Annotated in this window: 24 protein-coding genes; 8 read left to right on the plus strand and 16 right to left on the minus strand. The window is 72.1% G+C overall.

Annotation, left to right across the window (positions count from 1 at the left end):
- Nucleotides 1-30 precede the first annotated feature (30 nt).
- Entirely contained in the window at nt 31-864 is an 834-nt protein-coding gene (gene panB / locus ACIBX3_RS16965; protein ID WP_397117784.1) for a 3-methyl-2-oxobutanoate hydroxymethyltransferase, read from the minus strand.
- 135 nt (nt 865-999) lie between these two features.
- Here panB and ACIBX3_RS16970 point away from each other — a divergent pair, with 135 nt between their 5' ends.
- From ACIBX3_RS16970 to ACIBX3_RS16980, 3 genes are all read left to right on the plus strand, one after another.
- Nucleotides 1,000-2,253 (plus strand): MFS transporter, encoded by a 1,254-nt coding sequence (locus ACIBX3_RS16970; protein WP_397117786.1) that lies wholly within the window; start codon nt 1,000-1,002, stop codon nt 2,251-2,253.
- 180 nt (nt 2,254-2,433) lie between these two features.
- On the plus strand, nt 2,434-3,984 hold the full coding sequence (locus ACIBX3_RS16975) for an MFS transporter (RefSeq protein WP_397117788.1): 1,551 nt from the start codon (nt 2,434-2,436) through the stop codon (nt 3,982-3,984).
- An 8-nt stretch (nt 3,985-3,992) separates the two neighbouring features.
- A complete protein-coding gene (locus ACIBX3_RS16980) occupies nt 3,993-4,595 on the plus strand; it encodes a TetR/AcrR family transcriptional regulator (protein ID WP_397117790.1) in 603 nt (200 codons plus the stop codon).
- A 119-nt stretch (nt 4,596-4,714) separates the two neighbouring features.
- Here ACIBX3_RS16980 and ACIBX3_RS16985 read toward each other — a convergent pair whose 3' ends face one another.
- The 3 genes from ACIBX3_RS16985 to ACIBX3_RS16995 all read right to left on the minus strand — a co-directional run bounded on the left by ACIBX3_RS16985 (nt 4,715) and on the right by ACIBX3_RS16995 (nt 7,136).
- The gene (locus ACIBX3_RS16985; protein WP_397117792.1) at nt 4,715-5,224 is read right to left on the minus strand and encodes a GNAT family N-acetyltransferase; all 510 of its coding nucleotides are present in this window, start codon (nt 5,222-5,224) and stop codon (nt 4,715-4,717) included.
- 101 nt (nt 5,225-5,325) lie between these two features.
- On the minus strand, nt 5,326-6,102 hold the full coding sequence (locus ACIBX3_RS16990; protein WP_397117794.1) for an ABC transporter permease: 777 nt from the start codon (nt 6,100-6,102) through the stop codon (nt 5,326-5,328).
- Nucleotides 6,099-7,136, minus strand: coding sequence for an ATP-binding cassette domain-containing protein (locus ACIBX3_RS16995; protein ID WP_397117796.1), 1,038 nt, complete (start codon nt 7,134-7,136; stop codon nt 6,099-6,101). The genes ACIBX3_RS16990 and ACIBX3_RS16995 overlap by 4 nt, the downstream gene beginning before the upstream one ends.
- 49 nt (nt 7,137-7,185) lie before the next feature.
- Between ACIBX3_RS16995 and ACIBX3_RS17000 the strand changes: the two genes are divergently transcribed.
- The 3 genes from ACIBX3_RS17000 to ACIBX3_RS17010 are packed head-to-tail and all read left to right on the plus strand — an operon-like array spanning nt 7,186 to nt 8,660.
- On the plus strand, nt 7,186-8,001 hold the full coding sequence (locus ACIBX3_RS17000) for a TetR/AcrR family transcriptional regulator (protein WP_397117798.1): 816 nt from the start codon (nt 7,186-7,188) through the stop codon (nt 7,999-8,001).
- On the plus strand, nt 7,967-8,443 hold the full coding sequence (locus ACIBX3_RS17005; protein ID WP_397117800.1) for a sigma factor-like helix-turn-helix DNA-binding protein: 477 nt from the start codon (nt 7,967-7,969) through the stop codon (nt 8,441-8,443). Before ACIBX3_RS17000 ends, ACIBX3_RS17005 begins: the two co-directional genes overlap by 35 nt.
- A 22-nt stretch (nt 8,444-8,465) precedes the next feature.
- Complete coding sequence (locus ACIBX3_RS17010) at nt 8,466-8,660, plus strand: nuclear transport factor 2 family protein (RefSeq protein ID WP_397117802.1); 195 nt, start codon at nt 8,466-8,468, stop codon at nt 8,658-8,660.
- On the opposite strand, the gene ACIBX3_RS17015 is transcribed toward ACIBX3_RS17010, so the two are convergent.
- Nucleotides 8,649-9,668: a sigma-70 family RNA polymerase sigma factor gene (locus ACIBX3_RS17015; RefSeq protein WP_397117804.1), complete on the minus strand. Its 1,020-nt coding sequence runs from the start codon at nt 9,666-9,668 to the stop codon at nt 8,649-8,651. The genes ACIBX3_RS17010 and ACIBX3_RS17015 overlap by 12 nt on opposite strands.
- Before the next feature lie 85 nt (nt 9,669-9,753).
- Nucleotides 9,754-10,119: a MerR family transcriptional regulator gene (locus ACIBX3_RS17020; protein WP_397117805.1), complete on the minus strand. Its 366-nt coding sequence runs from the start codon at nt 10,117-10,119 to the stop codon at nt 9,754-9,756.
- 89 nt (nt 10,120-10,208) lie between these two features.
- Between ACIBX3_RS17020 and ACIBX3_RS17025 the strand changes: the two genes are divergently transcribed.
- A complete protein-coding gene (locus ACIBX3_RS17025; protein ID WP_397117807.1) occupies nt 10,209-10,841 on the plus strand; it encodes an SDR family NAD(P)-dependent oxidoreductase in 633 nt (210 codons plus the stop codon).
- A gap of 67 nt (nt 10,842-10,908) precedes the next feature.
- On the opposite strand, the gene ACIBX3_RS17030 is transcribed toward ACIBX3_RS17025, so the two are convergent.
- The 8 genes from ACIBX3_RS17030 to ACIBX3_RS17065 all read right to left on the minus strand — a co-directional run bounded on the left by ACIBX3_RS17030 (nt 10,909) and on the right by ACIBX3_RS17065 (nt 19,762).
- On the minus strand, nt 10,909-11,994 hold the full coding sequence (locus ACIBX3_RS17030) for a hypothetical protein (protein ID WP_397117809.1): 1,086 nt from the start codon (nt 11,992-11,994) through the stop codon (nt 10,909-10,911).
- Between the two features lie 32 nt (nt 11,995-12,026).
- Nucleotides 12,027-12,185, minus strand: a complete 159-nt coding sequence (locus tag ACIBX3_RS17035) for a hypothetical protein (RefSeq protein WP_397117811.1) — start codon at nt 12,183-12,185, stop codon at nt 12,027-12,029.
- Between the two features lie 28 nt (nt 12,186-12,213).
- Entirely contained in the window at nt 12,214-12,717 is a 504-nt protein-coding gene (locus ACIBX3_RS17040; RefSeq protein WP_397117812.1) for an SRPBCC family protein, read from the minus strand.
- A complete protein-coding gene (locus ACIBX3_RS17045) occupies nt 12,714-13,076 on the minus strand; it encodes a metalloregulator ArsR/SmtB family transcription factor (RefSeq protein ID WP_397117814.1) in 363 nt (120 codons plus the stop codon). The genes ACIBX3_RS17040 and ACIBX3_RS17045 overlap by 4 nt, the downstream gene beginning before the upstream one ends.
- Nucleotides 13,077-13,285: 209 nt before the next feature.
- Nucleotides 13,286-15,061, minus strand: a complete 1,776-nt coding sequence (locus ACIBX3_RS17050) for an NAD+ synthase (RefSeq protein WP_397117816.1) — start codon at nt 15,059-15,061, stop codon at nt 13,286-13,288.
- A 32-nt stretch (nt 15,062-15,093) separates the two neighbouring features.
- Complete coding sequence (locus ACIBX3_RS17055) at nt 15,094-16,563, minus strand: BTAD domain-containing putative transcriptional regulator (RefSeq protein WP_397117818.1); 1,470 nt, start codon at nt 16,561-16,563, stop codon at nt 15,094-15,096.
- Nucleotides 16,564-16,613: 50 nt separating this feature from the next.
- Nucleotides 16,614-18,467 (minus strand): sensor histidine kinase, encoded by a 1,854-nt coding sequence (locus ACIBX3_RS17060; RefSeq protein WP_397117820.1) that lies wholly within the window; start codon nt 18,465-18,467, stop codon nt 16,614-16,616.
- A gap of 98 nt (nt 18,468-18,565) precedes the next feature.
- The gene (locus ACIBX3_RS17065; RefSeq protein WP_397117822.1) at nt 18,566-19,762 is read right to left on the minus strand and encodes an MDR family MFS transporter; all 1,197 of its coding nucleotides are present in this window, start codon (nt 19,760-19,762) and stop codon (nt 18,566-18,568) included.
- Nucleotides 19,763-19,822: 60 nt separating this feature from the next.
- Here ACIBX3_RS17065 and ACIBX3_RS17070 point away from each other — a divergent pair, with 60 nt between their 5' ends.
- Complete coding sequence (locus ACIBX3_RS17070; RefSeq protein ID WP_397117823.1) at nt 19,823-20,785, plus strand: DUF5937 family protein; 963 nt, start codon at nt 19,823-19,825, stop codon at nt 20,783-20,785.
- On the opposite strand, the gene ACIBX3_RS17075 is transcribed toward ACIBX3_RS17070, so the two are convergent.
- On the minus strand, nt 20,740-21,750 hold the full coding sequence (locus ACIBX3_RS17075) for a terpene synthase family protein (RefSeq protein WP_397117825.1): 1,011 nt from the start codon (nt 21,748-21,750) through the stop codon (nt 20,740-20,742). The two genes, ACIBX3_RS17070 and ACIBX3_RS17075, sit on opposite strands and share 46 nt — an antisense overlap.
- Nucleotides 21,751-21,758: 8 nt before the next feature.
- Nucleotides 21,759-22,304, minus strand: coding sequence for an EF-hand domain-containing protein (locus ACIBX3_RS17080; RefSeq protein WP_397117827.1), 546 nt, complete (start codon nt 22,302-22,304; stop codon nt 21,759-21,761).
- Nucleotides 22,305-22,379: the final 75 nt, after the last annotated feature.

Raw genomic sequence — 22,379 nt, forward strand, 5'->3', positions numbered from 1 at the left:
CGCGCTCGCCGTGGCCCCGGTGCTGGGTGATCAGGTGTAGGTGTGTTCCGGAGCCGGGAAGGCGCCGGTGGCCACGTCATGGGCGAAGGCGCGGACGGCGTGGTCCATCTCGGCGGCCAGATCCGCGTACCGCTTGACGAACTTCGCCGGGTGCGGCGTCAGCCCCATCAGGTCCTGCCACACCAGGACCTGCGCGTCCGTCGCCGCACCCGCCCCGATGCCGATCGTCGGGATCGCCAGCGACGTCGTCACCCGCTGCGCCAGTTCGGCCGGCACGCACTCCAGCACCACCGAGAACGCCCCGGCCCGTTCCAGGTCCTTGGCGTCCGCCATGAGCTCGTCGCCCGACTGCCCCCGCCCCTGCACGCGATAGCCACCCAGGACGTTGACCGACTGCGGCGTCAGCCCGAGGTGCGCCATGACCGGCACCCCCGCCGAGACCAGCGCCTCCACCTGCGGCAGGACCCGGCGGCCGCCCTCCAGCTTGACCGCGTGCGCGCCGGCCTCCTTCATGAAGCGCGCCGCCGACTCCAGCGCCTGCTGAGGCGACGACTGGTAGGAGCCGAACGGCAGGTCCGCGACCACGAGCGCGCGCGACGACCCGCGGACGACGGCCGCCGTGAGCGGCAGCAGGTCGTCGACCGTGACCGGCAGCGTGGAGTCGTACCCGTAGACGACCATGGCCGCGGAGTCGCCCACCAGCAGGACCGGGATCCCCGCGCTGTCGAACACCCTCGCCGTCATCGCGTCGTAGGCGGTGACCATGGGCCACCGCTCTCCGCGCTCCTTGGCGGCGGTGAGGTCGCGGACGGTGACGCGGCGTCCGGAAGCGCCGCCGTACAGCGTGGTGGTTGAAGAGGACATGTGAAAACCCTCCTGGAACGTCTCGAGGCGCCCCAGTGGCGTCCCCGGACTCCTTCCGATGATGGCACGCCCGGAAAACCAGGGGAAACTGTCGGTGCCTCTTGCCAGAATCGACGGCGGAGGTAACGAACAAAAATGGCTCTCGATCCTTACCGGCGGCTGCTCAAAATCCCCGGCGTCCCCACATTGTTGCTGGTCGGGCTGCTGGCCCGGGTCCCTGCCACGGCCACGGGCATGGCGCTGACCCTGCACGTGGCCGAGGCGCTCGGGCTCGGCTACGCCAAGGCCGGGCTGGTCACCATGGCCAGCACCATCGGCATGGCCATCGGCTCCCCGCTGTCGGGAAGGCTCGTCGACAAGCACGGCCTGCGGCCCATACTTTCCGCCACCACCGCGGCGCAGGCGGCGTTCTGGGCGTGCGCGTGGGCGCTGCCGTTCCCCGCCCTGGTCGTGGCGGCGGCGGTGGCGGGGTTGCTGGCGCTGCCGGTGTTCAGCGTGACCCGGCAGTGTCTGGCCGCTCTGGTGCCGGAGCCGCAGCGGCGCACCGGTTTCACGCTCGACTCGATGCTGGTCGAGCTGTCGTACATGACCGGGCCCGCGCTGGCGGTGGCCGGCATGACGACGCTGGGCGGCGGCGTGACGCTGACCGCCATCGGGGTGGGGATCACTGCCGCGGGGCTGGGCCTGATCGTGCTCAACCCGCCCACCCGGTCGGCCGTGGAACAGGAGGAGCACGAGGGGCAGGAGGGGAAGGCGCCCAGGAGGCTGTGGTTCACGCCGGCGTTCTTGGCGCTGCTCGGGGTGACGGCGGCGGCCACGTTCGTGCTCACCGCGAGCGAGCTCGCCCTGGTCGCCACCATGACGAACGCCCACCAGACCGCGTGGGTCGGCCTCGCCGTCGGCATCTGGTGCGTTTACTCGCTCGTGGGTGGGTTCGTGTACGGCGGCCTGTCGCACGGCTTCTCGCCCCTGGCGCTCGTCGCGGCCATGGGTGTGCTGACCGTGCCGGTGGGGTTGGCGAGCGGAGACTGGCGGTGGCTGGTCCTCGCCCTGCTTCCCGCCGGTCTCGTCTGCGCTCCGTCCCTGTCGTCCACCGTCGACGCCGTCAGCGGCCGGGTCCCCTCGGGGGCGAGGGGAGAGGCGATGGGCTTCCACGGCACCGCCCTCCTGATCGGCGGCGCCACCTCCGCCCCCATCGCCGGCGCCGTCATCGACGGAGCGGGTCCGGCGTGGGCGTTCCTGGTGGCGGGCCTGGTGGGGGTCGCCATGGTGGTGGTCGCCCTGCCGTTCTGGCGCCGTCGTCCGCCGAGGGCCTTGCCGCCGGCGCCGGTCGAGGAGGCCGAGACCGGGGCGACGACGTCCGCGCCGGTCACCACCCTTCCCGGGTGAGCCGGCTCCTCCCTTCCGGTTACGGGCGCGTTGCGGGGATGGCCGGCGGTGGGTGCTTGGAAGCAGGGCCGACGTCCGGAGTTCGCCGGGAATTTACGAAACGGGACCGTTGCGTATCGGAATATCTTGCGATACGGTGGCGTTGCGAAACTCAGACGTATCGAAATTAAGGACGCTTCCATGGACCCGAACTCAGGGCACCCCCGCCGATGGCCGATCCTCGGCGTGCTCGTGTTCAGCTTGCTGGCGGTCGTGCTCGACAACACGATCCTCAACGTGGCGATGAAGACGATCGCCGACCCCATAGCCGGCTTGGGCGCGACGCAGAGCGAGCTGGAATGGGCGATCAACTCCTACACGCTGGTGTTCGCCGGATTGTTGTTCACGTTCGGTGTGATCGGTGACCGGACAGGGCGAAAGCGGATGTTGTTCATCGGCATGGCGCTGTTCGGCCTGGCCTCGCTCGCCAGCGCCTACTCCCAAGATCCGGCGCAGCTGATCCTGGCCAGGGCGGCGATGGGCATAGGCGGCGCGGCGATCATGCCGGCGACCCTGGCCATCATCTCCAACGTCTTCCCGCCCGCCGAACGCGGCAAGGCGATCGGCGTCTGGGCCGGTGGCGTGGGGCTCGCGGTGGCGATCGGCCCCATCACGGGCGGCCTGCTGATCGAGCACTTCTGGTGGGGCTCGGTCTTCCTCGTCAACGTGCCGATCGTCGTCATCGGGATGATCCTCATCGGCACCATCGTGCCCGAGTCGAAGGACCCGAAGCCGTCGAAGCTGGACCCGTTCGGCGTGGTGCTGTCGATCATCGGCCTGGTGGCCATCGTGTACGGCATCATCCGCGGTGGTTTCCTCGGCACCGTGGCCAGCGCCGAAGTGCTGCTCCCCACGCTGCTCGGCGTGGCGGTGCTCGGCGTGTTCGTGTGGTGGGAGCGGCGCATCGACCACCCGGTCTTCGACGTGCGCAACTTCAGCAACATCCGGTTCAGCTCGGCCATCGCCATGATGGGCATCGTCTTCTTCGCGATGATGGGCGGGATGTTCTTCCTGACCTTCTACCTGCAGGTCGTGCTCGGCTTCTCGGCGCTGCAGGCGGGGGCGCTGATGATCCCGTTCGCCGCCGCGCAGCTCATCTTCGCGCCGCTCAGCCAGCGGGTGAACGAGCGGTTCGGCGCCAAGCTGTCGGCCACGGTCAGCATGATCACCGTGACGTTGGCGCTGACCAGCTACGCGTTCCTGGACCAGAACACGCCGGTCGTGCTGATCGAGGTCATCTTCTTCGTCCAGGGCGCCGCGATGGCCAACATCATGCCGCCCGCCACCACCGCCATCATGGAGTCGCTCCCCCGGGAGAAGGCCGGCGTCGGATCGGCCATGAGCAACACCGTCCGCCAGGTCGCCGGCGCGCTCGGCGTGGCCGTCCTCGGCTCGGTCCTGTCGTCGAGCTACCGCGGCCAGATGGAGCCGGTGCTGGCCGGTCTCCCCGCCGACGTGCAGCACTCCGCCGGTGAGTCGATCATGGCGACGATGGGCGTCGTCGAGACGCTCGGCGAGCGCGGCCAGGCGCTGATCAAGCCCGCGTTCGCCGCGTTCATCGACGGCATGCACGTCACCGCCCTGGTGTCGGCGGCGATCGCGCTGCTCGGCGTCGCGGTGGTGGCCAAGTGGATGCCCGGCAAGGCTCGGCCTGTCCAGCAGGCCGAGAAGAAGGAACCAGCGGTAGTGTGAGGCCCGCGATGACGATCCAGGAATCCGGGACTGCCCGCCCCGCGGGCCGTCCGCGCAGTGAGAAGGCCGAGAAGGCGATCATCGAGGCCACCCTCGATCTGATCGCCGAGGGCATGGGCGTGTCCGAGTTGTCCATCGAGGCGATCGCGTCGAAGGCGGGCGTCGGCAAGACCACGATCTACCGGCGCTGGTCCAGCAAGGAGGACCTCGTCGCCGACGCCCTCGCCACGCTCAAGGCACCGCTGCCGCCGCTCTCCGGCACGTCCGTGCGCGACGATCTGATCAGCCTCCTCGACGCGATGCGCAGGGAGGCCGGTCACTCGCGTAACCGCTGCGTGATGAACATCGCGATGAGCGAGGCCGACCGCTATCCGCGGCTGATGGAGCGCTTCGTCAAGCGGGCCATCGAGCCCCGCCAGCGGGCGATGCGGGACGTGATCGAGCGCGGCGTCGCCTCCGGGGAGCTCAGGGCGGACCTGGACGTCGACATGGGCATGGCGGTCATCACCGGCACCATGCTGTGGCACACCAAGTGGGGCCCGGCCGGGGACCTGCCGGCCGACCTGGCCGAACGCGTCGTCGACGCGGCCCTGGCCGGGATGGCCCCCTAGCCGCCGGGCGGCGTGGGACCAGCGCCTCATGGAGGGAGCGAGTCCCGGTCGCCCGTGCCGGACCTCTCTTGGCGATCCGGCCGCCGGGCAGGGGTCGATGATCGTGGAGGCTCGGGTCGTCAGGGGAGGATCAGCTCGTACTCGACCTGCGCGATCGGGTTGCCGTCACCGTAGTCGTGGTCGCGGACCGTGCCAGACTCCGTGAAGCCGCTCTTGGCATAGAAGCGGCGGGACTGGGGTGTGTCGCGTAGCGTCCACAGGTGCGCCAGGCTGAAGCCGTTCTCGCGGATCTCGTCCAGGGAAGCGCTCATCAAGGCGCCGGCGATGCCGGTGCCCCAGCCGTCCGGATGGCCGTAGAAGCCGAAGATCTCCGCTGCCTCCGGTCGTGTCGGCGAGGGGCCGAAGGAGGAGAAGGCCAGCGGTCGCCCATCGAGTGCGGCCAGCATGGCCGTGTTCTTGCCCTCGGCGAGCAGGCCGTGCCATTTGTGGCGCCGCTGCCGTACCGCTTCGGCGAAGAACTCTGGAGCGAAGAAGCCGGCATAGGCCGCCTTCCATGACGCCGCGTGGATCTCGCCCACTACGTCCCCCTCGCCTGGAGAGGCCGCGAACAGGGTGAAGTCTCTGGTCACACGAGCACGGTACTGGGCTCAGGTCATTTTTGCCATTGCCAAGTATTTGCAAATCTATCGTAATAATGGCTGATCTCTTGGTCCTGAGCCCACGCCTCGTGTCAGGCGGAGGTCCGGCGGCGGAACAGCAGCGCCGCGATCGGCGCGCTCACCGCCACCGCGCCCGCCAGCCACACCGCCGCCACCACCCCGGACGAGCCCATCGGCACATCCAGGAGGAGCGCTCGCAGCGTCTCCACGATCGGTGTGACCGGCTGGTTGTAGGCGAAGTCGCGCAGTACCCCCGGCATGGTCTCGGCCGGCACCACCCCGTCCGACAGGTACGGCAGGAAGAGCACGACGAAGCTGAACGCCCCCGCCGCCTGAACCGACTTCACCACCAGCCCCCAGAGCACCGCCAGCGACGACATCGCCAGCACGTACCCCGCCACCAGCGCCAGCACCAACGCCCAGTCGGCGAGCGTGGCATCTGGGCGGAAACCCATCACGATGGCCGCGACCAGGGCGAATCCGCAGGCCGCCACGTTCCGGATCACCGAGGCGACCACGTGGCCGGCCGGCACGGCCCACGCGCCGATCGGCAGGGTGCGGAAGCGGTCGATCATGCCTCCCGTCATGTCCTCGGCGATGTTCACGGCGGTCAGCGCGGCCCCGTACCCGCCCGACATGAGCAGCACGGCGGGCACCACGAAGTCGATGTACGCCAGCCCGCTGGAGCCGGTGGTGATCGCGCCGCCGAAGACGTACACGAACAGCACCATGATGATCACGGGCAGGGCGGTGTTCACGATGAGGCCGTCGAGGATGCGCACCTCGCGGCGCAGGTCCCGGACGGCGAGGCGGCGCAGATCGGCCGCCGCGGTGCGGACGCCGCTCATGCCGCGGCCGCCGTGAGCTCGAAGAACACGTCGTCCAGTGTGGGGGTGCGCAGCTCCACGTGCTCGACCGCGACGCCGGCCCGGTGCAGGGCGTCCAGCGCGTGACGCAGGTGGTCGGGGCCCTGGACGGCCAGCGTGATCGCCCGTTCCGCCGTGCCGGCGTGGGCACCGAGCGGCGCCCGGGCATGCGGCAGGTCCGCCGTGCCGGCATGGGTCCGGAGCGCTGCCCTGGCGCGCGGCACGTCCTCCGCGCCGGCGTGGGTCCGGAGCGCCGCCCGGGCACGCGGCACGTCCTCCGCCCGCGACAGGCGCAGCACCAGGCGCTCCGCGCCGACCTGGCGCTTCAGCGCGGCGGGGGAGTCGTCGGCCACGACCCGCCCGCCGTTGATCACCGCGACCCGGTCGGCGAGCTGGTCGGCCTCCTCCAGGTACTGCGTCGTGAGCAGGATCGTGGTTCCTGAGGCCAGCAGCTCGCGGATCACCGACCACAGCTCGGCCCGGCTGCGCGGGTCCAGCCCCGTCGTGGGCTCGTCGAGGAAGAGGATCCGCGGCTCCGACACCATGCTGGCCGCGAGGTCGAGCCGCCGCCGCATCCCGCCCGAGTACGTCCCCACCCGCCGGTTCGCGGCCGCGACCAGGTCGAAGCGCTCCAGCAGCTCGCCGGCCCGCCGCCGCGCCCGGCGCCCGCCCAGGTGGTAGAGGCCGGCGAACAGCTCCAGGTTCTCCCGCCCGGTCAGCAGGTCGTCCACCGTGGCCTGCTGGGAGGTCAGCCCGATCGCCCGGCGCACCGCGACGCCCTCGCGCGTCACGTCGTGCCCGCCCACCGTGGCCGTCCCGCCGTCGGGCGCGAGCAGCGTGGTCAGGATGCGCACGGTGGTCGTCTTGCCGGAGCCGTTAGGGCCGAGCAGGGCCAGCAGCGAGCCGGTGGGCACGGTCAGGTCGATCCCGGTCAGCACCCGGGTCGCCCCGAAGGACTTCGTCAGGCCCCTGGTGCGAATGGCATCTGTTAATGGCGTACTGTGTATGGCGTTCATAGTTTTAAGGTAATGCACAATCCTAGGAGCGGGTCAAGGAGGAGATGCGATGGCGCAGGAGCGGTCGTTGCCGTCCGTGGTGGAGCGCATGTGGGGGCGCGAGCCGGTGACGCGCCGGGGGCCGCGGCCGCGGCTGGACCTGGCCACGATCACCGCCGCCGCCATCGAGATCGCCGACGCCGAAGGGCTGGCCGGGGTCTCCATGGCCGGCGTGGCCTCCCGGGTGGGGGTGGCCGCGACGGCGCTCTACCGGTACGTCGGCAGCAAGGAGGACCTCCTCACGATCATGGCCGACAGCGCCGCCCCGCTGCCGCCCGAGCCGGGGGGCATGTCGTGGCGGGTATACCTGGCGCTGTGGACGCGGGCCCACCGCGACGTCCTGCTCGACCACCCGTGGCTGCTGTCGGTCGGCCGGCTCGTCCCGCCGCTGGGCCCGCGGCGGCTGCTGTGGCTGGACCGCGCCCTGGCCGCCCTCGACGGCACCGGCCTCGACGACGGCGAGAAGATCAACGTGGCGAGCGCCCTGACCGGCTACGCGCTCACCGACGCCGCCCTCGTCCACAGCGTCGGCGGCGGGGACCCGCAGCTGGAGGAGGCCGGGATCGCCGGGGCCGCAGATTACGGCGAGGTGCTGGCCGGGGTTCTCGACCCCGAGACTTACCCGGCCCTGTCGGCCGCGATGCGCTCGGGCGCGCTGCGCGGCGCCGAGGGCTGGGTGGACGACGACGACTTCCGCTTCGGGCTCGACCTGCTGCTCGACGGCGTCGAGACGCTGATCGGGCGGCGGGCGGCGCGAGCTGCCCATCGACCTGAGCCCGGAGGGCGCGCCGGTGGCCGAGGTGGCGTGGCTGGAGCCGTACCGTGACCAGCTGATGGGCTGGACGGCCGAGCTGGGCCCCCAGGTGCGCGCTATGGCGCGGGAGAGCGTGGAGCCGGCGTTCGTCGCGGCCCTGCAGCACCTGTCGGCCCGGCAGCGCGCCGTCGTGCTGCTGCGCGACGTCCTCGGGTACGCCGCCGCCGAGGCCGCCGACCAGCTGGACACCACGGTCGCGGCGGTCAACAGCGCCCTCCAGCGGGCCCGCAAGTGCTGGCCGAGCTGCTGCCGGCGCGGGCGAACGGGCAGCCGGCGTTCGGCACGTGCATGTGGGACGACGATCGGGCCGCCTACGTCCCGGCCGGACTGGATCTGGTCGTGGTACGTGGTGGGCGGATCGCCGAGGTCGTCTCGTTCCTGGAGGCGGATTTCGCGGCTTTCGACCTGCCTGCGGAATTGCCGCGATGATTTCCCGGCCCGCCGCGGGTTGTAGTCGACCCGGAAGGATCATATCCATGGCCACCGGCGAAGGCCTCAACCACGTCCGCGTCGTGGCGGAGGACGGGCAGGCGAGCGACACGTGGTCGCGCGGCACGCGCGTGTTCGAGCGCAGTGACGGCACGTGGCTGATGGTCCACCAGCACCTGTCGTTCCCGCTGGACCCGGCCACCGGCGAGGCCAGGACCGGCCTGTCCCCGTCACGGCAGTGACGCGGGCAGCCCGAACGGCGGGAAATGGCCGGCGCCGATGAACGAGGTGATCTCGGCGATGCGCTCGCCGCGCAGCGTCATCACGTTGATCGACCACGCCAGGTGCGCGCCGGCGGCCTCGTCCCAGAGGTAGCAGGCGACGGCCGGCTGGCCGTTCGCATGCGCCGGGAGGTGCCGCCAGGAGCCGCACGAGCCCAGCGGCACCCGGGTCGCGAAGTCGGTGACGGCCGCCACGCCGTGGTACCAGTGTGGCAGTGGCGGCATCGACCAGGTGACGTCCTCGGTGAGCAGCGCCACCAGGGCGTCGGCGTCGCCGCGTTCGAGCGCGGCGGCGTAGCCGGCGACGATCTCCCGCACGCGAGCGTCGCCGACCGCGCGCAGCGTCTCCTGCTGTGAGGGGGACGGCACCCGGTCCGCGACGATCTTGCGGGCCCGCGCGAGGGCGGAGTTGACCGACATGGTGGTGGTGCGCATCATGCCGGCGATCTCGGCGGCGGAGAAGCCCAGCACCTCGAACAGCAGCAGCGCCGCCCGCTGGTTGCCCGGCAGGTGCTGCAGGGCCGCGACGAACGCCAGCTCGACGGCCTCCCGTCGCTCGGCTCGCGCGTCCGGGTCCGTGTCAGGGTATGGCCCCAGCCAGGCCACGTCGGTCCTCGGGGCGTCGTCGAGCACGGTGCGGTCGCTGGCCGGGCCGAGGTCGACCGGCAGGGCCCGCCTGCCGCGTGTCTCGACGAGGTCGAGGCAGGTGCGGGTGGCCACGGTGTAGAGCCAGGAGCGCAGCGAGCTGCGGCCCTCGAAACGCGCGAGCCCCCGCCAGGCCCGCAGCAGCGCGTCCTGCAGGGCGTCGTCGGCGTCGTGGGCGGAGCCGAGCATGCGGTAGCAGTGGGCGTGCAGCTCCCGGCGCAGCGGCCCCACGAGGCGCGTGAAGGCGGCATCGTCCCCCTCACGTGCCCGATCCAGGTCCTCGGCCGCCGGAGGTGTGGTCGTTGATGGGGAAATCTCGCTCACAGGCGACGATTGTGCCCCACCGCTACGACAAATCCCCGCACTCTGCGCACCCGACGCTCCTTGCACCGGGCCGCCGGCGCTGCTGTCAGACCTGCTCGTGGACGGCGGCGAGCATGGTGTCCAGCTGCCGCTGGGAGTTCTGGAGCCGCTCGATCGTCTCGGCCATGCGCCGCCGCTCCGCCCGCAGGTGGCTGATCATCCCCGGGCACGCCGCCGGCACCATCCGCCCGCCTTCGTCGTCGTGGACACAGCGCAGCAATCGGCCGATCACGGCGGTGGGCAGACCCGCGGCCAGCAGGGCGCGGATGTGGCGGACGGCAGCGACGTCGGAGTCGCGGTATTCGCGGTAGCCGTTGGGCAGCCGCAGCGGCCGCAGCAGGCCCTGCTCCTCGTAGTACCGCAGCAGCCGCCTGCTCACCCCGGTCTCGTGGGCCAGGTCGCCGATCTTCATGAGCTTTCTTGACCTTCACATCGATGTGATGCCTTACCGTCCTGTCCGTCAGGTGCAACAACGGAAAGGGGCAGATGATGCCAGGAGCGGTGATTGCCGGGGCGGGGCCGGGGATCGGCCGGTCGGTGGCCCACCGGTTCGCGAGGGAGGGCCTGCCGGTGGCCCTCGTCTCGCGTACCGGCGGCACACTGGGGCTCGACGGGGTGTACGCGTACCGGGCGGACGTCACCGACGAGACGGCGCTGCGGGCCGCGCTCGACGCGGCCGCCGCGGAGCTGGGCACGCCGGACGTCGTGGTGTACAACGCCGCCGTCATCCGCCCCGACGTGCTGGCGGAGGCGACCATGCGCGCCCACTTGGACGCCTGGGCCGTCAACGTGGTCGGCGCGCTGATCACGGCCGCGCACGTCGCGCCCGCGATGGCACGGCGCGGCGACGGCACGATCATCATCACCGGCGGCATGCCGGAGCCCAATCGCGAATACGCCAGCCTCTCCCTCGGCAAGAGCGGCGTGCGGACGCTGGTGGCGCTGCTCAACCAGGAGTACGGCCCATCGGGCGTCCACGTGGCCACCGTCACCGTCGCAGGCCCCGTCGCCCCCGGCACGCCCTTCGACCCCGACGCCATCGCCGAGCACTACTGGCACCTCCACACACAGCCCCGTGGCCGCTGGAACCACGAGATCCTCCACAGCGGCCTCGACGCCTTGCCAGGAGGCTGAGCCCGGTGCCCCGGGCCGGAGCGGGTGGCAGGCGGGAGCCAGTGCCCGGCGGCCGGGGTGCGGGTGTTCAGCCGCCCGCCTCAGCGGGTTCGACCAGCGTGAACGCGGTGGTCGCGGCCACCCTGCCGTTGACGATCACGTCGAGCTCTCTGGGCCCGGGCGGCTCGGCGCGGGTGGTCACCGGCCGGAAGGAATGGGCTCTGCGCAACGTGAACGCCGCCCCCGCCTCGCCCGCCTCACGCTGCCCAAGATGGAACACGCGGCGCGAGCCCGGCCGCCGGATCGCGTATTTGAGCACCAGCGGCCCGGCGGCGTCCGCCGTGACGGTGAGCGTGAAGCCCAGCTTGCCGCCCACGGCCACCGTGTCCGCCTCCAGCTCCAGCACCTGCACCGCGCCGCTGCCCGGCGTGGCGCCCAGCAGCGCGAGCGCCCCGGGATGACCGGCCCGCACCAGCCCGCGCACCGCGTGCCGCAGCACCTTCTCCACGTGCGAGCCGCCGTCGGAACGCCAGCGGCCCAGCAGCTCCAGAGCCGCCTCCGGATGGTCCTTGGCCAGGTCGTTGACGTGGTTGGCGACCGAGCGGCGCACGTATTCGCTCGGGTCGTCCCGCAGCCGGTCCAGCAGGGGCAACGTCGGCCCCGGCGTCATCAGCCAGCCCACCCGCGTGGCCCACGGCAGCCGCGGGCGCGACCCCTCCGACGCCAGCCGGCGCAGGTGCTCGTCAGGAGACTCCGCCCAGCCGTACATGATCTTGATGGCGTCGTCGCGATAGCGCTCCAGGAAGGGCCGCACGGCGAACTCGCCCGACGAGCGCGGCGTCAGCACGGCCAGCGTGTCCATCGCCGCGTCCAGATGCCCGACCCCGTGGACGGCCGTGTGGTCGGTGGCCGGCCAGCCGCTCCACATGTCCAGCGCCGCCCGCGAGGCGGACTCGCGCACGATCTCGGCGGCCTGCGGATAGGGGAGCGGCAGCGCGTCGTGCATCGCCGCGGCGACGTGCCGGACCCGGTCCTTGAGCTCCAGCCCGTCGAGCCCGTCCAGGGCCCGCGCCGTGAACCGGTCCCGCGGGAACGCCGCCCAGGCGGCGGCCAGCCCGCCGGCCAGCACCGACACGGACGCGGCATTGATCATTTCCTTCAGTGGTAGCGCCACGACGCCACTGTGCCAGCCGCCACCGACAATCCTCAGCGGCAGGCCACGGCCTTTCCGGAGGCGATCCGCAGGGCCGCCACGAGCTCCCGGTAGAGGTCGTCGCTCGCCGGCAGCTCCTCGTGCCCGCCCCGGGCGCACACCCGCCGGCACGACGTGCCCAAGCACACCTCGTTGACCCTGTGCCTGCGCACCTTCGGAAAGGTGATCGCGACCGGCTGTCTACGACTCCGTCGCCGTCAGCTGTTCGTAGTACGGCTTCATCGAGGGGTAGTAGTCGTCGAAGTCGGGCAGGGGGGAGCCGTCGCGGGAGGCCACCAGCATGTCGAGGTAGTACTCCCAGCCGGGCCCGATCTCGCCGATCCCTTCCTCGGTGTCCAGGTGCTGGACGAACCGCAGCTCGGTCGCGCCGTCCGACTCCGCCAGCAGCAGCTCCAGGTGCCAGGACCCGGCCTCGTCGCGCGCGGACAGCTCCAGCCGCCGCGGCGGCTCGCACGCTTCGATACGCATCTCGTACCAGGGCTTCTGCTCCTCGAACAGCAGCTGGACCTTGATCGTCCGGCCGGGGCCGGCCTGACCCTCCCACGGGCCGTACCAGCGGGCCGTGCGCTCCGGCTCGGTGAGGCTGGCCCACACGTCCTCGGCGGGCGCGCGGAAGGTCCGGGTGAGGACGAGATCACTGCCGGCGCCGGTCCGGAAGAGCTTGCCGGTGGGGAAGCGGTTCATGCCATGCTTTCCTCTCTGTCGTCTCCGGTGTCGCGTGAGCGGCGTTCGCGGCGCGTCCGGTAGACCTCGGTCTCCAGCGCGTCGAAGCGGTGCTCCCAGCCGGAGGGCCGGATGAACTGGGCGAGCCACGCGATGAGCTCCGTGAACTGCTCCGGATCGAGCATGTAGAAGCGCTGCCTGCCGATGAGCTCCACGCGCACCAGCCCGCTCTCCCTGAGCACGCGCAGGTGGCGGCTCACGGCGGGGCGGCTGATGGGGAAGCGCTCGGCGACCTCGCCGGCGGAGAGCCGCCCGTCCCGGAGCATCACCAGGATCTGCCGCCGCACCGGGTCCGCGATCGCCCCTGCCACCTCGTCCACGGATAAAGCGTAACCTACAGGTTACGTATTTTCCAGGAGCCGGGGAAAGGCAGTGGGATCGGCGCGCGGGCATGATGGCCTGGCTGTTCCCCAGGCAGCCGGTCAGCCTGGGCCCGGCTCGTGAGCGTGATCTGGGTCGACCGGCGCGTCACGAGCGACGTGCGGGCCGCCGTGCCGTTCCTGTCCCAGGCCGAGACCGCGGGCGGCTCTCAGGCGGTGTTCTCGCGCCACCGGTTGGTGATGGGCAGGCGGCGGTCCCGGCCGAAGTTCTTCGGCGTGATCTTGGGGCCGGGAGGATATTGGCGGCGCTTGTATTCCGCCAGGTCCACCAGCCTGATCATCCGCGTCACCAGCTCCGGATCGTGCCCGGCCGCGATGAGCTCCTGCGAGCCCATGTCCTTCTCCACGTAGTCGTCCAGCAGCCGGTCCAGTACCTCGTACGGCGGCAGGGAGTCCGTGTCGCGCTGGTCCGGGCGCAGCTCCGCGCTCGGCTCCTTGGTGATCGAGTTCTCCGGGATCGGGCGGTCGGCCTCGAGCAGGAACTCCGGGTCCGAGTGCGCGTTGCGCCACCTGGACAGCTCCCACACCATCGTCTTCGGCACGTCCTTGATCGGCGCGAAACCGCCGGCCGAGTCGCCGTAGAGGGTGGAGTAGCCGGTCGCGAGCTCGCTCTTGTTGCCCGTGGTCAGCACCAGGTGGCCGTGCTGGTTGGACAGCCCCATGAGGATCATGCCGCGCACCCTGGCCTGGAGGTTCTCGGAGGACAGGCCGGACAGCTCGATCTCCTTCTCGTACGCGTTGACGATGTCGGCGATCGGCACGATCTGCGAGGTGATCCCCTGCCGGAGCACCAGGTCCTCGGCGTCCGCCAGCGAGTGGTCCGACGAGTAGCGGGAGGGCATCAGCACCACGTTGACACGCGAGGGGCCGATGGCGTCGGAGGCGATCGTCGCGGTCAGCGCCGAGTCGATGCCGCCCGACAGGCCCAGGATGACCGACCGGAACCCGTTCTTGCGCACGTAGTCCCTGACCCCGAGCACCAGCGCCGCATAGACCTCGGCGTGCAGGTCCAGCCGCTCGGCGATGCGCGCCGGCTCGGCCGGATAGGGCGCGACCGGCTCCTCCGACAAAACCAGGCGCTCGACGGTGATCGTGGAACCGTCTCCCGCGTCGTACGGGAACGTCCCCGGCGAGGCGTCCGAGACCGGCAGGTCGTCCAGGTCGACGATCAGCAGCTCCTCGCGGAACTGCCCCGCCCGCGCCACCAGCTCGCCCGAGCCGTCCACCACGATCGAGTCGCCGTCGAAGACCAGCTCGTCCTGCCCGCCGACCTGGTTCACGTAGACGAGCCCGCACCCGGCCTCGCGGGCGCGGCGCACGCACAGCTCCAGGCGTACGTCGTCCTTCTCCTTCTCGTACGGCGAGGCGTTCGGCACCACCACCAGCCCGGCCCCCGCCTGCCCCACGACGGACACGGGACCGCCCTCCTGCCAGAGGTCCTCGCAGACGGCGATCGCCACGTCGACTCCGTGGAGCCGGAAGATCGGCAGCCGGTCCCCGCGGACGAAGTAGCGGTATTCGTCGAACACGCCGTAGTTCGGCAGGTGGTGCTTGGCGGTCCTGGTCACCACCTCGCCCTTGTGCAGCAGCGCGGCCGCGTCCAGCGGGGCGCCCTTCGGCTGGCCCACGCGGGGCGCGAGACCGGCCCGGTCGACGTAGCCGACCACGACGGGCAGCTCGCCCAGGCCCTCGCGCTCCAGCCTGCGCGCCACCTCCTCCAGGGTCCTGATGCTGGCGTCCACGAAGGACGTGCGCAGCACCAGATCCTCCACGGGGTAGCCGGTGAGGAACATCTCGGTGAAGACGACGAGGTGGGCCCCGCGGTCGGCGGCGTCGCGGGTCCACGCGATCAGCCGCTCCGCGTTCGCGGTCAGGTCGCCGACGGTCGGGTTCGTCTGTGCCAGGGCAATCCGGAGTTGTGCCACGCGACAAGCGTAGTACGCCATGATTTTTATCGTCAAAGCGACGAAAAGTGTGCCTTGTCGCCAGGTGTGACCAATCCGGACTCGTACGCGGCCATCACCAGCTGCGCCCGGTCGAACAGCCCGAGGTGCTCAAGCAGCGACTTCACCAGGAGCGCCACCTCCTCCTCCGGCAGCGAGAGCGTCTGCCCGATCTGCCGGTTCGTCAGCCCTCTGGCGACGAGTTTGAGCACGTCGAGCCGGTCGTCGGACAGCCCGGCCAGCGCTGGGGGAGAGGCGGGGTCGGTGCGCCCGGCGAACGCCGAGATCAGCCGCGTGGTGAGCGCCGGGTCGATGAGCGCGTCCCCCGCCGCGGCGGCCCTGATCGCGGCCAGGAACTGCTCCGGAGCCGCCGTCTTCAGCAGGAATCCGCTCACGCCCGCCCGCAGGGCACCGTAAAGGTTCTCGTCGCTGCCGAACGTCGTCATCATGACGACCTTCGGCGGCCGCTCCCCGGCCAGGATCCGGCGCGCGGCGGCCAGGCCGTCCAGGTGCGGCATCTGGATGTCGAGCAGCACCACGTCCGGCCGCGTCTCGCGGACCTGCGCGATCGCCTCCTCGCCGTTGCCCGCCTCGCCGGCCAGCGTCACCCCGGGATCGCTGTCCAGCATGGCCCGCACCCCGGCCCGTACGAGGGCCTGGTCGTCGGCCACCAGCACCCGCAGCACGTCCGCGTCCTCGCCGGCGCCATCCGCCCGGGGCGCCGCCTCGGCGGGCGGCGGCTCCTCCAGGCGCTGGGCGAGCATGTCGGCCTCCAGGCGCCGGAGCCCGGCCGACAGGTCGAGGCCCAGCTCGTCGCGCCACACCGCGCGCGCCCGGCGCAGCGCGGCCAGCCCGTCGCCCTGGCGGCCCATCCGGTACAGGGCCACGGCCAGCAGCCGCCAGGCCTCCTCGCGCAGCGGGTGCGCCGACGCGTGCGCCTCCAGGTCGGCCACCAGCGACGTCGCCCGGCCCAGCGCGAGCCCGGCGCCGGCCCGCCGCTCGACGGCGATCAACCGCAGCTCCTCCAGCCGGCCCGCCTCCGTCGCGGCCCAGCTCAGCTCGGCGAACTCGGCCAGCGCCGGCCCGCGCCACAGCCCCAGAGCGGTGTCCATGGCCACCCACACCTGCGCGGGTGAGCCCTCCGACTTCACCAGGCCCTCGAACTGCCAGGCGTCCACCTGCCCGGTCCCGGCCCGCAGGGCGTAGCCGGGCGGCGCGGACACCAGTACGCCGGCCTCCTCACGCGGCGCGCGCTCGGGCTCCAGCGCGCGGCGCAGGCGGGAGACGTAACCCTGGATGGTGGACAGGGCCTGCGCGGGCGGACTGCCCGGCCAGAGCTCGTCGATGAGGGTGTTCACGGGCACGGCGCGGCCGCCCGCCACGAGCAGGCGGGCGAGCACCGCCCGCTGCCGCTGGCCGCCGAGGTCGAGAGGGTCGCCGTCCGCCCATGCCTGGAACGGTCCTAGCGCGGTGAATGTCAGCATTTCACGCGTAACTGTAGAGGGAGGAATGGGTCCTGGTACATGGCGAAAAGTCACAGTGGCAGCTCGGCGTGGACCACCGTGCCCCCTCCTTCGGCCTCACGCACGACGCACGTGCCCCCGAGCTCGGCGGCGCGCTCCCGCATGGAGGCCAGCCCCACGCCCGGCCGGGCGTCCGCCGGCAGCCCCACGCCGTCGTCGGTGACGGTCACGCGGAGCCGGTCGTCGCGCCGCAGGGCGACCGCGATCCTGGTGGCGCGGGCGTGCTTGCGGGCGTTGGTGAGGGCCTCCTGGACGATTCGGTACGCGGCCACCTCGGCGGCCGCGGGCAGCCGGTCCAGGTCGCCCGAGGTCTCGATCGGCGCCCGCGCCAGCTCCTCCACCGCGCCCGCCAGGCCCAGCTCGTCGAGGGCGGGCGGGCGCAGGCCGTACACGAGCTGCCTGATGTCACCGCTCACCGCGTCCATGCCGGCGCGCAGGTCGGCGAGCAGCCGGTCGGCGTCCTCCGGCGCGGCGCGCATGGTCAGCCGGGCGGCGTTGATCGACATGGCCATGCCCGTGAGCGACTGCCCGAGCCCGTCGTGCAGGTCGCGGCGCAGCCGCCGCCGCTCCTCCTCGCGCGTCGTCAGGATGCGCTCGCGGGAGCGTTGCAAGGCCGTCGTCAGGCGCACGGCGTGCGCGGCGTCGGCGATGTACGGCGTCAGCGTCGCGATCACCCGCTCGTCGTGCGCCGCGGCGAACCTGCGCCGGTCGGTCGGCCCGATCAGCAGCAGGCCCACCGGCTCCCCGTGCCACACCAGCACGATCGTCTTGGCGGCGGGTGGCGCCGGTCCCGCGTCCGGTCCGGCCGCCACCGCTCCCGACGTGGTGACCGTGCCGTCCAGCTCCACCGCCACGCCGGTCACCGACAGCCCCTCGCGCAGCACGTCCAGCGTGGCCAGCAGCCCGTGCACCGGGTCGGCGTGCTGGAGCCGGTACCGCAGCCGCCTGGCCAGCGCGCTCGGCACGCCGGTGCTGCCGTAGAGCAGGCGGTCCACACCACGCTGCAGCCCGCGCCGCATCGGCTGGAAGAACGCCCCGGCGAACACCGCCGCCCCGATCCCCGCGACCCGGTCCACCTCCGACAGGAAGACGCTGCCCGCCGCGCTCACGGCCACGTACACGCCCGTGGTCACGATCGCCAGGCCGGTGCCCACCAGCGCCCGGCTGATCAGCGTGTCGATGCCGAACAGCCGGTAGCGCAGCACCGCCACCGCGATCGCGGCCGGGACCAGCGGGATGGTCAGCGTCGCCACCCACCACGCCGAGCCGCCCAGCATCCACGGGACCAGCAGTCCCGGCAGCGCCACCAGCAGCCACATGAGCTGCCGCCGCTCCACCGGGCCGCCGCGCTTGAACCGCACCACGATGGAGGCGAACGCCAATGCCATGGCGGCCGCCACCATCCAGTGCGCCGGGTCCCTCAGCCCTTTCTGGCCGATCGCCAGCGCCGCCCAGTCGAGCGCCATCCCCGAGACGGCCAGCCAGATCACCCGGCGCCAGCGCTTCGACAGCAGCGATCCGACCGGGTAGAGCAGCGGGAGCAGCACGCCGAGGGTCAGCTCCAGGACCTGCCACGTCAGGTTGACGATCACCCTGCCGTGGCTCGCGCTGCCGTACAGGAGCTGGAAGACGTTGGCCGACAGGATGTTGGCCGCGGCGCTCAGCCCGCCGACGCACAGCAGCCACCCGATGACCAGGCGCGGCCTGCTGTAGACGAGGATCGCGCCGAAGACCGGGAAGGCGGTGCCCGCCATGTCCTCAGGCGCGAGGGGCAGCGGCGTGTACGCCGGCTGCGGCAGTTGCGCCGTCACCCAGATGTCGATGAGCTCCAGGACGACGGCGACCGTGGCGATGCCGATCGCCACGCTCCTCAGCCATCCCGCGCGGCGCATCCCACCTGCCCTTTCCACCCCGAACTCGGTGGAAATTATCGGGCATGAGCCAACAACCGATCAAAATTCTCTCAACGGCGGCGAATCGCCGGCCCGAGCGCCAGCATGCCGGCCGCGGAGACCACGCCGACCCCGCCGACCGTGAACCACAGCGCCTCCACTCCGATCTCCAGCAACGGCCCGCCGAGCAGCGGCGCCAGCGCCGCGGCCACCGACCAGGCGAAACCGAACAGCCCTGAGTACCGGCCCCGCAGGTGCTCGGGCGCCAGCGCGGCCACGATCGAGCCCGCGATGCCCGCCGTGACGACCTCGCCCGCGGTCCACACCGCGATCGTCACCGCCAGCCCCAGCGTGCTGGTGACGAACGCGGTCATCGCGAACCCGGCCCCCATCACGGCCACGCCCAGGGCGAACGTACGGGAGGCGTCCCGGCGGCCCAGCCACCCGGACACCAGCGGCTGCACGACGACGATCAGCACCCCGTTCAGCGCCATGGCCAGCCCGTACTGTGCCGGCGTCAGCCCCGCGACCTCGGTCATCGCCACCGGCAGCATGGTGAACGTCTGCGCGTACACCAGCGCCTGTCCAAGCACCACCAGCGTGAACGCCACCATCACCCGGTCCCGCAGCACCACCCCGAAGCCCCCGGACGACTCCCTCGCCCCCTCAGGCCGCGTCTCCGGGACCGCCCGCCAGACCAGCACCGCGAAGACCACGCCCGACAGCGCGTCGATCCAGAACAGCCAGATGAACCCGAGCCCCGCCAGCCAGCCCCCGGCCGTCATCCCCACCGAGAAGCCCAGGTTGATCCCCCAGAACAGCAGCCCGTACGCCCGGGGCCGCTCCGCCGGCGGCACCAGGTCGGCGACCAGGGCGTTGGACGCGGGCCGGTAGAGGTCCATCACCACGCCGAGCGCGAACATCGAGGCCACGATCGCCGGCAGCGACGTGCTGTAGCCGAGCGCCAGCATGGTCGCGGCCGTGGCCAGCATGCCGCCCGATAACGTGGCGCGCCGCCCGATCCGGTCGGCGAGCACGCCCGCGAGCGGCTGCGACAGCAGCGATCCCACGCCGAAGACGCCCATCACCAGGCCCGCGGCGGTCACCGACAGGCCGCGGCTCTGAGTGAGGTAGACGCCGGTGAAGGGCATGACCATGGTGCCCAGCCGGTTCACCAGCGTGCCGCCCCACAGGGCCCAGAACGGGCGGGGCAGCCCGCCGACCTGGGACCGCAGGAACGATGGCTTCTCATGGATGGCGCTCGTCACGCGACCAAGATTGATATCTACCGCTTTGATGGGGCGAACGATTTAGCCCACACTAAAGGGATGTCCGTTACGTGGGTGCTGCGGCCGGAAGACGTGGCGCGCATCCGGTTCGCGTTCTCCCCGATGTGGGAGCTCGTGGCCAGCCTGCGCACCCTGCAGAAGCCCGCCCGGCAGTCCATCCACCTGCCGTGGCTCAAGGCGGTCAGGCCCCGGGCGGCCGCGCTCGACCTGACCGAGCTGCTCGCGCTCGTGCCGCCGGCCGGATACCTGGCCGACTTCATCACCCCGCCCCCCGACACGCCGATGCCCGACTTCGCCGCCGAGCTCGACCGGGTCAGGCGCACCGCTCCCGAGCGGGCCCGCGAGGAGGCCGGGCGGGTCAGGGGCACGGACCCGGCCGTGATCGCACGGTTCAGTGCCGATCCCGAGGCCGGCGTGGCCAGGGTCACGGACGCGCTGCAGGCGTACTGGGAGACGTGCTTCGCCGAGTACTGGCCCCGCGTGTACGCCCTGCTGGAACGCGACGTCCTGCGCCGGTCGCGGCAGCTCGCCCAGGGCGGGGCGCGCGAGCTGTTCGCCGGGCTCGACCCGGCCGTGGAGTGGACGGGGGAGCGGCTGATCATCGACCGGCCCTGGTGCACGACGAGCGGGCTGCACGGCGACGGGCTCGTGCTCGTGCCGAGCGCGTTCTACTGGCCGTCCGTGGCCGTCATGTCGGCGCCGTACCAGTCGATGCTCGTCTACCCCGTGCGGGGCGTCGGCACGCTGTGGGAGCACGGCCCGCCGCCCGCGCCCGAGGCGCTGGCGGCGCTGATCGGCCGGAGCCGGGCGCAGATCCTGCTCGCGCTGGCCGAGCCCAGCACCACCACCGCCCTGGCCACCCGCATGTCGCTCACGCCCGGCGCGGTCAGCCAGCACCTCGGGGTGCTCAGCGGCGGCGGGCTCGCGGTGGGGATGCGGGTCGGCAAGCAGGTCCTCTACCGCCGCACCCCCGCCGGTGACATGCTCGCCGGTCCCACATAGCGCGTCGACTCCAGGAGCCAGTCCAGGTGCGCCCGGGGCGCCGCCAGGTACGCGCAGGCGACCTTGCTGACGTCCCTGGCCGCCTTCGGTGCCAGATCCTGCAGCGGCAGCCGCCTGGCCGCCTTGCGCATGTCCTCGCAGCGCTGGGCGATCCTGTCCAGCACCCAGCCCGTCGCCTCCCGCTCTCCCAGGCCGAGCTGGCGCATCGCGAGCACGACGAAGTTGTGCACGTCGCCGCGCTCCTTCGGACGCGAGGCCACGTCGTTGCACCAGGCGGTGACGTCGCTGCAGGCGCTCACCAGCTGCTGCCAGGGCTCCGAGTCGTGCACCCAGGCCGGCACCTCCACCCGCAGGCACGGCTCGACCAGGTCGTACAGGTACGGCCCGACCGTGCCCCTGCGCAGCGCCGGATACTCCTCCAGCGTCGGCATCCGGCCCGCCGCCCGGTTGTCGGCCTCGGTACGGCACGCGTCGTGCTGGCGCTGCAGCCCCACCGCGAACCTGGCCCGCCACCGGTCGCTCATCCGCACGCTCGTCACCCGCCACAGGTCCGCGAACGCCGCCTCCAGCGGATGGCGTGCCGCGCCCTGGAGCATGCCGTGGAAGACCTCCAGCCGGCACTCGCCCTCGTCCAGCTCGTCGTCCAGGTGGAACAGCCACGTCAGCCACTGCGCGAACAGCGCCGCCGCGGCCGCGTCGAACTCGGCGAACGCCCGGCCCGCCATCCGGTGGAAGCCGACGCCGGGATCGGCCCGCAGGCCCGTCCTCCTGGCCCAGTCGATGACCGCGGCCTCGATCGCGTACACGGCCGGGTGCATCCGGCACGGCTGGGCCATCGCCGGCACCCGCTCGGTGAGCGGCAGCAACGCCAGGGCCGCCGCGCCGCCCCTGCGCGGCAGCGGCATCATCGAGGCCAGGACCGAACGCAGCGCGGTACGCACCGTGGCGAACACGGTGGTGCTCATGGTGATGCTCATAGGGGACCGAAGAGCCAGTTGCCCGCGGCGTTCGGGTCGTCGCTCCGGTAGTAGTCGGAGGCGGCCGCGACCAGATCGTCCACGGTCAGGATGCCCATGCCCGCCCGGTCCAGCCGGTCGAACGCCTCGTCCACGTCGTCGTAGGCGACGCCGAACGCGCACAACATCGTGCGGAACTCGGCGGGGCCGATCTCGCCGTCACGGTCGCCGTCGCACAGCTCCGCCACCGCGACCGTGGCCGGCCGGAACACCGGCTCGTACTGGTCGCCGGTGACGAACGCCGCCGTCATCGCGGCGCGGAAGTCCGGGCGCGCGATGCCGGAGTCCCCGTCGCGTTCGAGCGCCCGCGCCAGGGCGGACCAGATGCCGTCGAAGCTGTCGACGAGGCTGGCCCCGGTGACCGAGGTGGGGGACTCCCCGAAGCCCACCAGGATGCGGGCGCCCAGCCCCAGCAAGTCCTCACGCTCGACGACGCCGTTGCCGTTCGCGTCGATGTGGTCGAACGCCCGATCGAGCTTGTGATTGAGCAGGTCGATAGCCACCAATGCCTCCCCCGAGACTGACTGCGTGATCACAGTAGGACGGGGCGGGGGCTTTGTCAGCGAGGCTCGCACCCG

The sequence above is a fragment of the Nonomuraea sp. NPDC049480 genome (assembly GCF_044465905.1).
Classification (GTDB): Bacteria; Actinomycetota; Actinomycetes; order Streptosporangiales; family Streptosporangiaceae; genus Nonomuraea.

Coding starts and splice junctions, on each gene's coding strand:
- ACIBX3_RS16995 (WP_397117796.1), bottom strand. CDS start 7,136: ATGAACGCCATACACAGTACGCCATTAACAGATGCCATTCGCACCAGG.
- ACIBX3_RS17020 (WP_397117805.1), bottom strand. CDS start 10,119: ATGAAGATCGGCGACCTGGCCCACGAGACCGGGGTGAGCAGGCGGCTG.
- ACIBX3_RS17070 (WP_397117823.1), top strand. CDS start 19,823: ATGTCCGTTACGTGGGTGCTGCGGCCGGAAGACGTGGCGCGCATCCGG.
- panB (WP_397117784.1), bottom strand. CDS start 864: ATGTCCTCTTCAACCACCACGCTGTACGGCGGCGCTTCCGGACGCCGC.
- ACIBX3_RS16975 (WP_397117788.1), top strand. CDS start 2,434: ATGGACCCGAACTCAGGGCACCCCCGCCGATGGCCGATCCTCGGCGTG.
- ACIBX3_RS17040 (WP_397117812.1), bottom strand. CDS start 12,717: ATGAACCGCTTCCCCACCGGCAAGCTCTTCCGGACCGGCGCCGGCAGT.
- ACIBX3_RS17055 (WP_397117818.1), bottom strand. CDS start 16,563: ATGCTGACATTCACCGCGCTAGGACCGTTCCAGGCATGGGCGGACGGC.
- ACIBX3_RS16990 (WP_397117794.1), bottom strand. CDS start 6,102: ATGAGCGGCGTCCGCACCGCGGCGGCCGATCTGCGCCGCCTCGCCGTC.
- ACIBX3_RS17010 (WP_397117802.1), top strand. CDS start 8,466: ATGGCCACCGGCGAAGGCCTCAACCACGTCCGCGTCGTGGCGGAGGAC.
- ACIBX3_RS16970 (WP_397117786.1), top strand. CDS start 1,000: ATGGCTCTCGATCCTTACCGGCGGCTGCTCAAAATCCCCGGCGTCCCC.
- ACIBX3_RS17075 (WP_397117825.1), bottom strand. CDS start 21,750: ATGAGCACCACCGTGTTCGCCACGGTGCGTACCGCGCTGCGTTCGGTC.
- ACIBX3_RS16980 (WP_397117790.1), top strand. CDS start 3,993: ATGACGATCCAGGAATCCGGGACTGCCCGCCCCGCGGGCCGTCCGCGC.
- ACIBX3_RS17000 (WP_397117798.1), top strand. CDS start 7,186: ATGGCGCAGGAGCGGTCGTTGCCGTCCGTGGTGGAGCGCATGTGGGGG.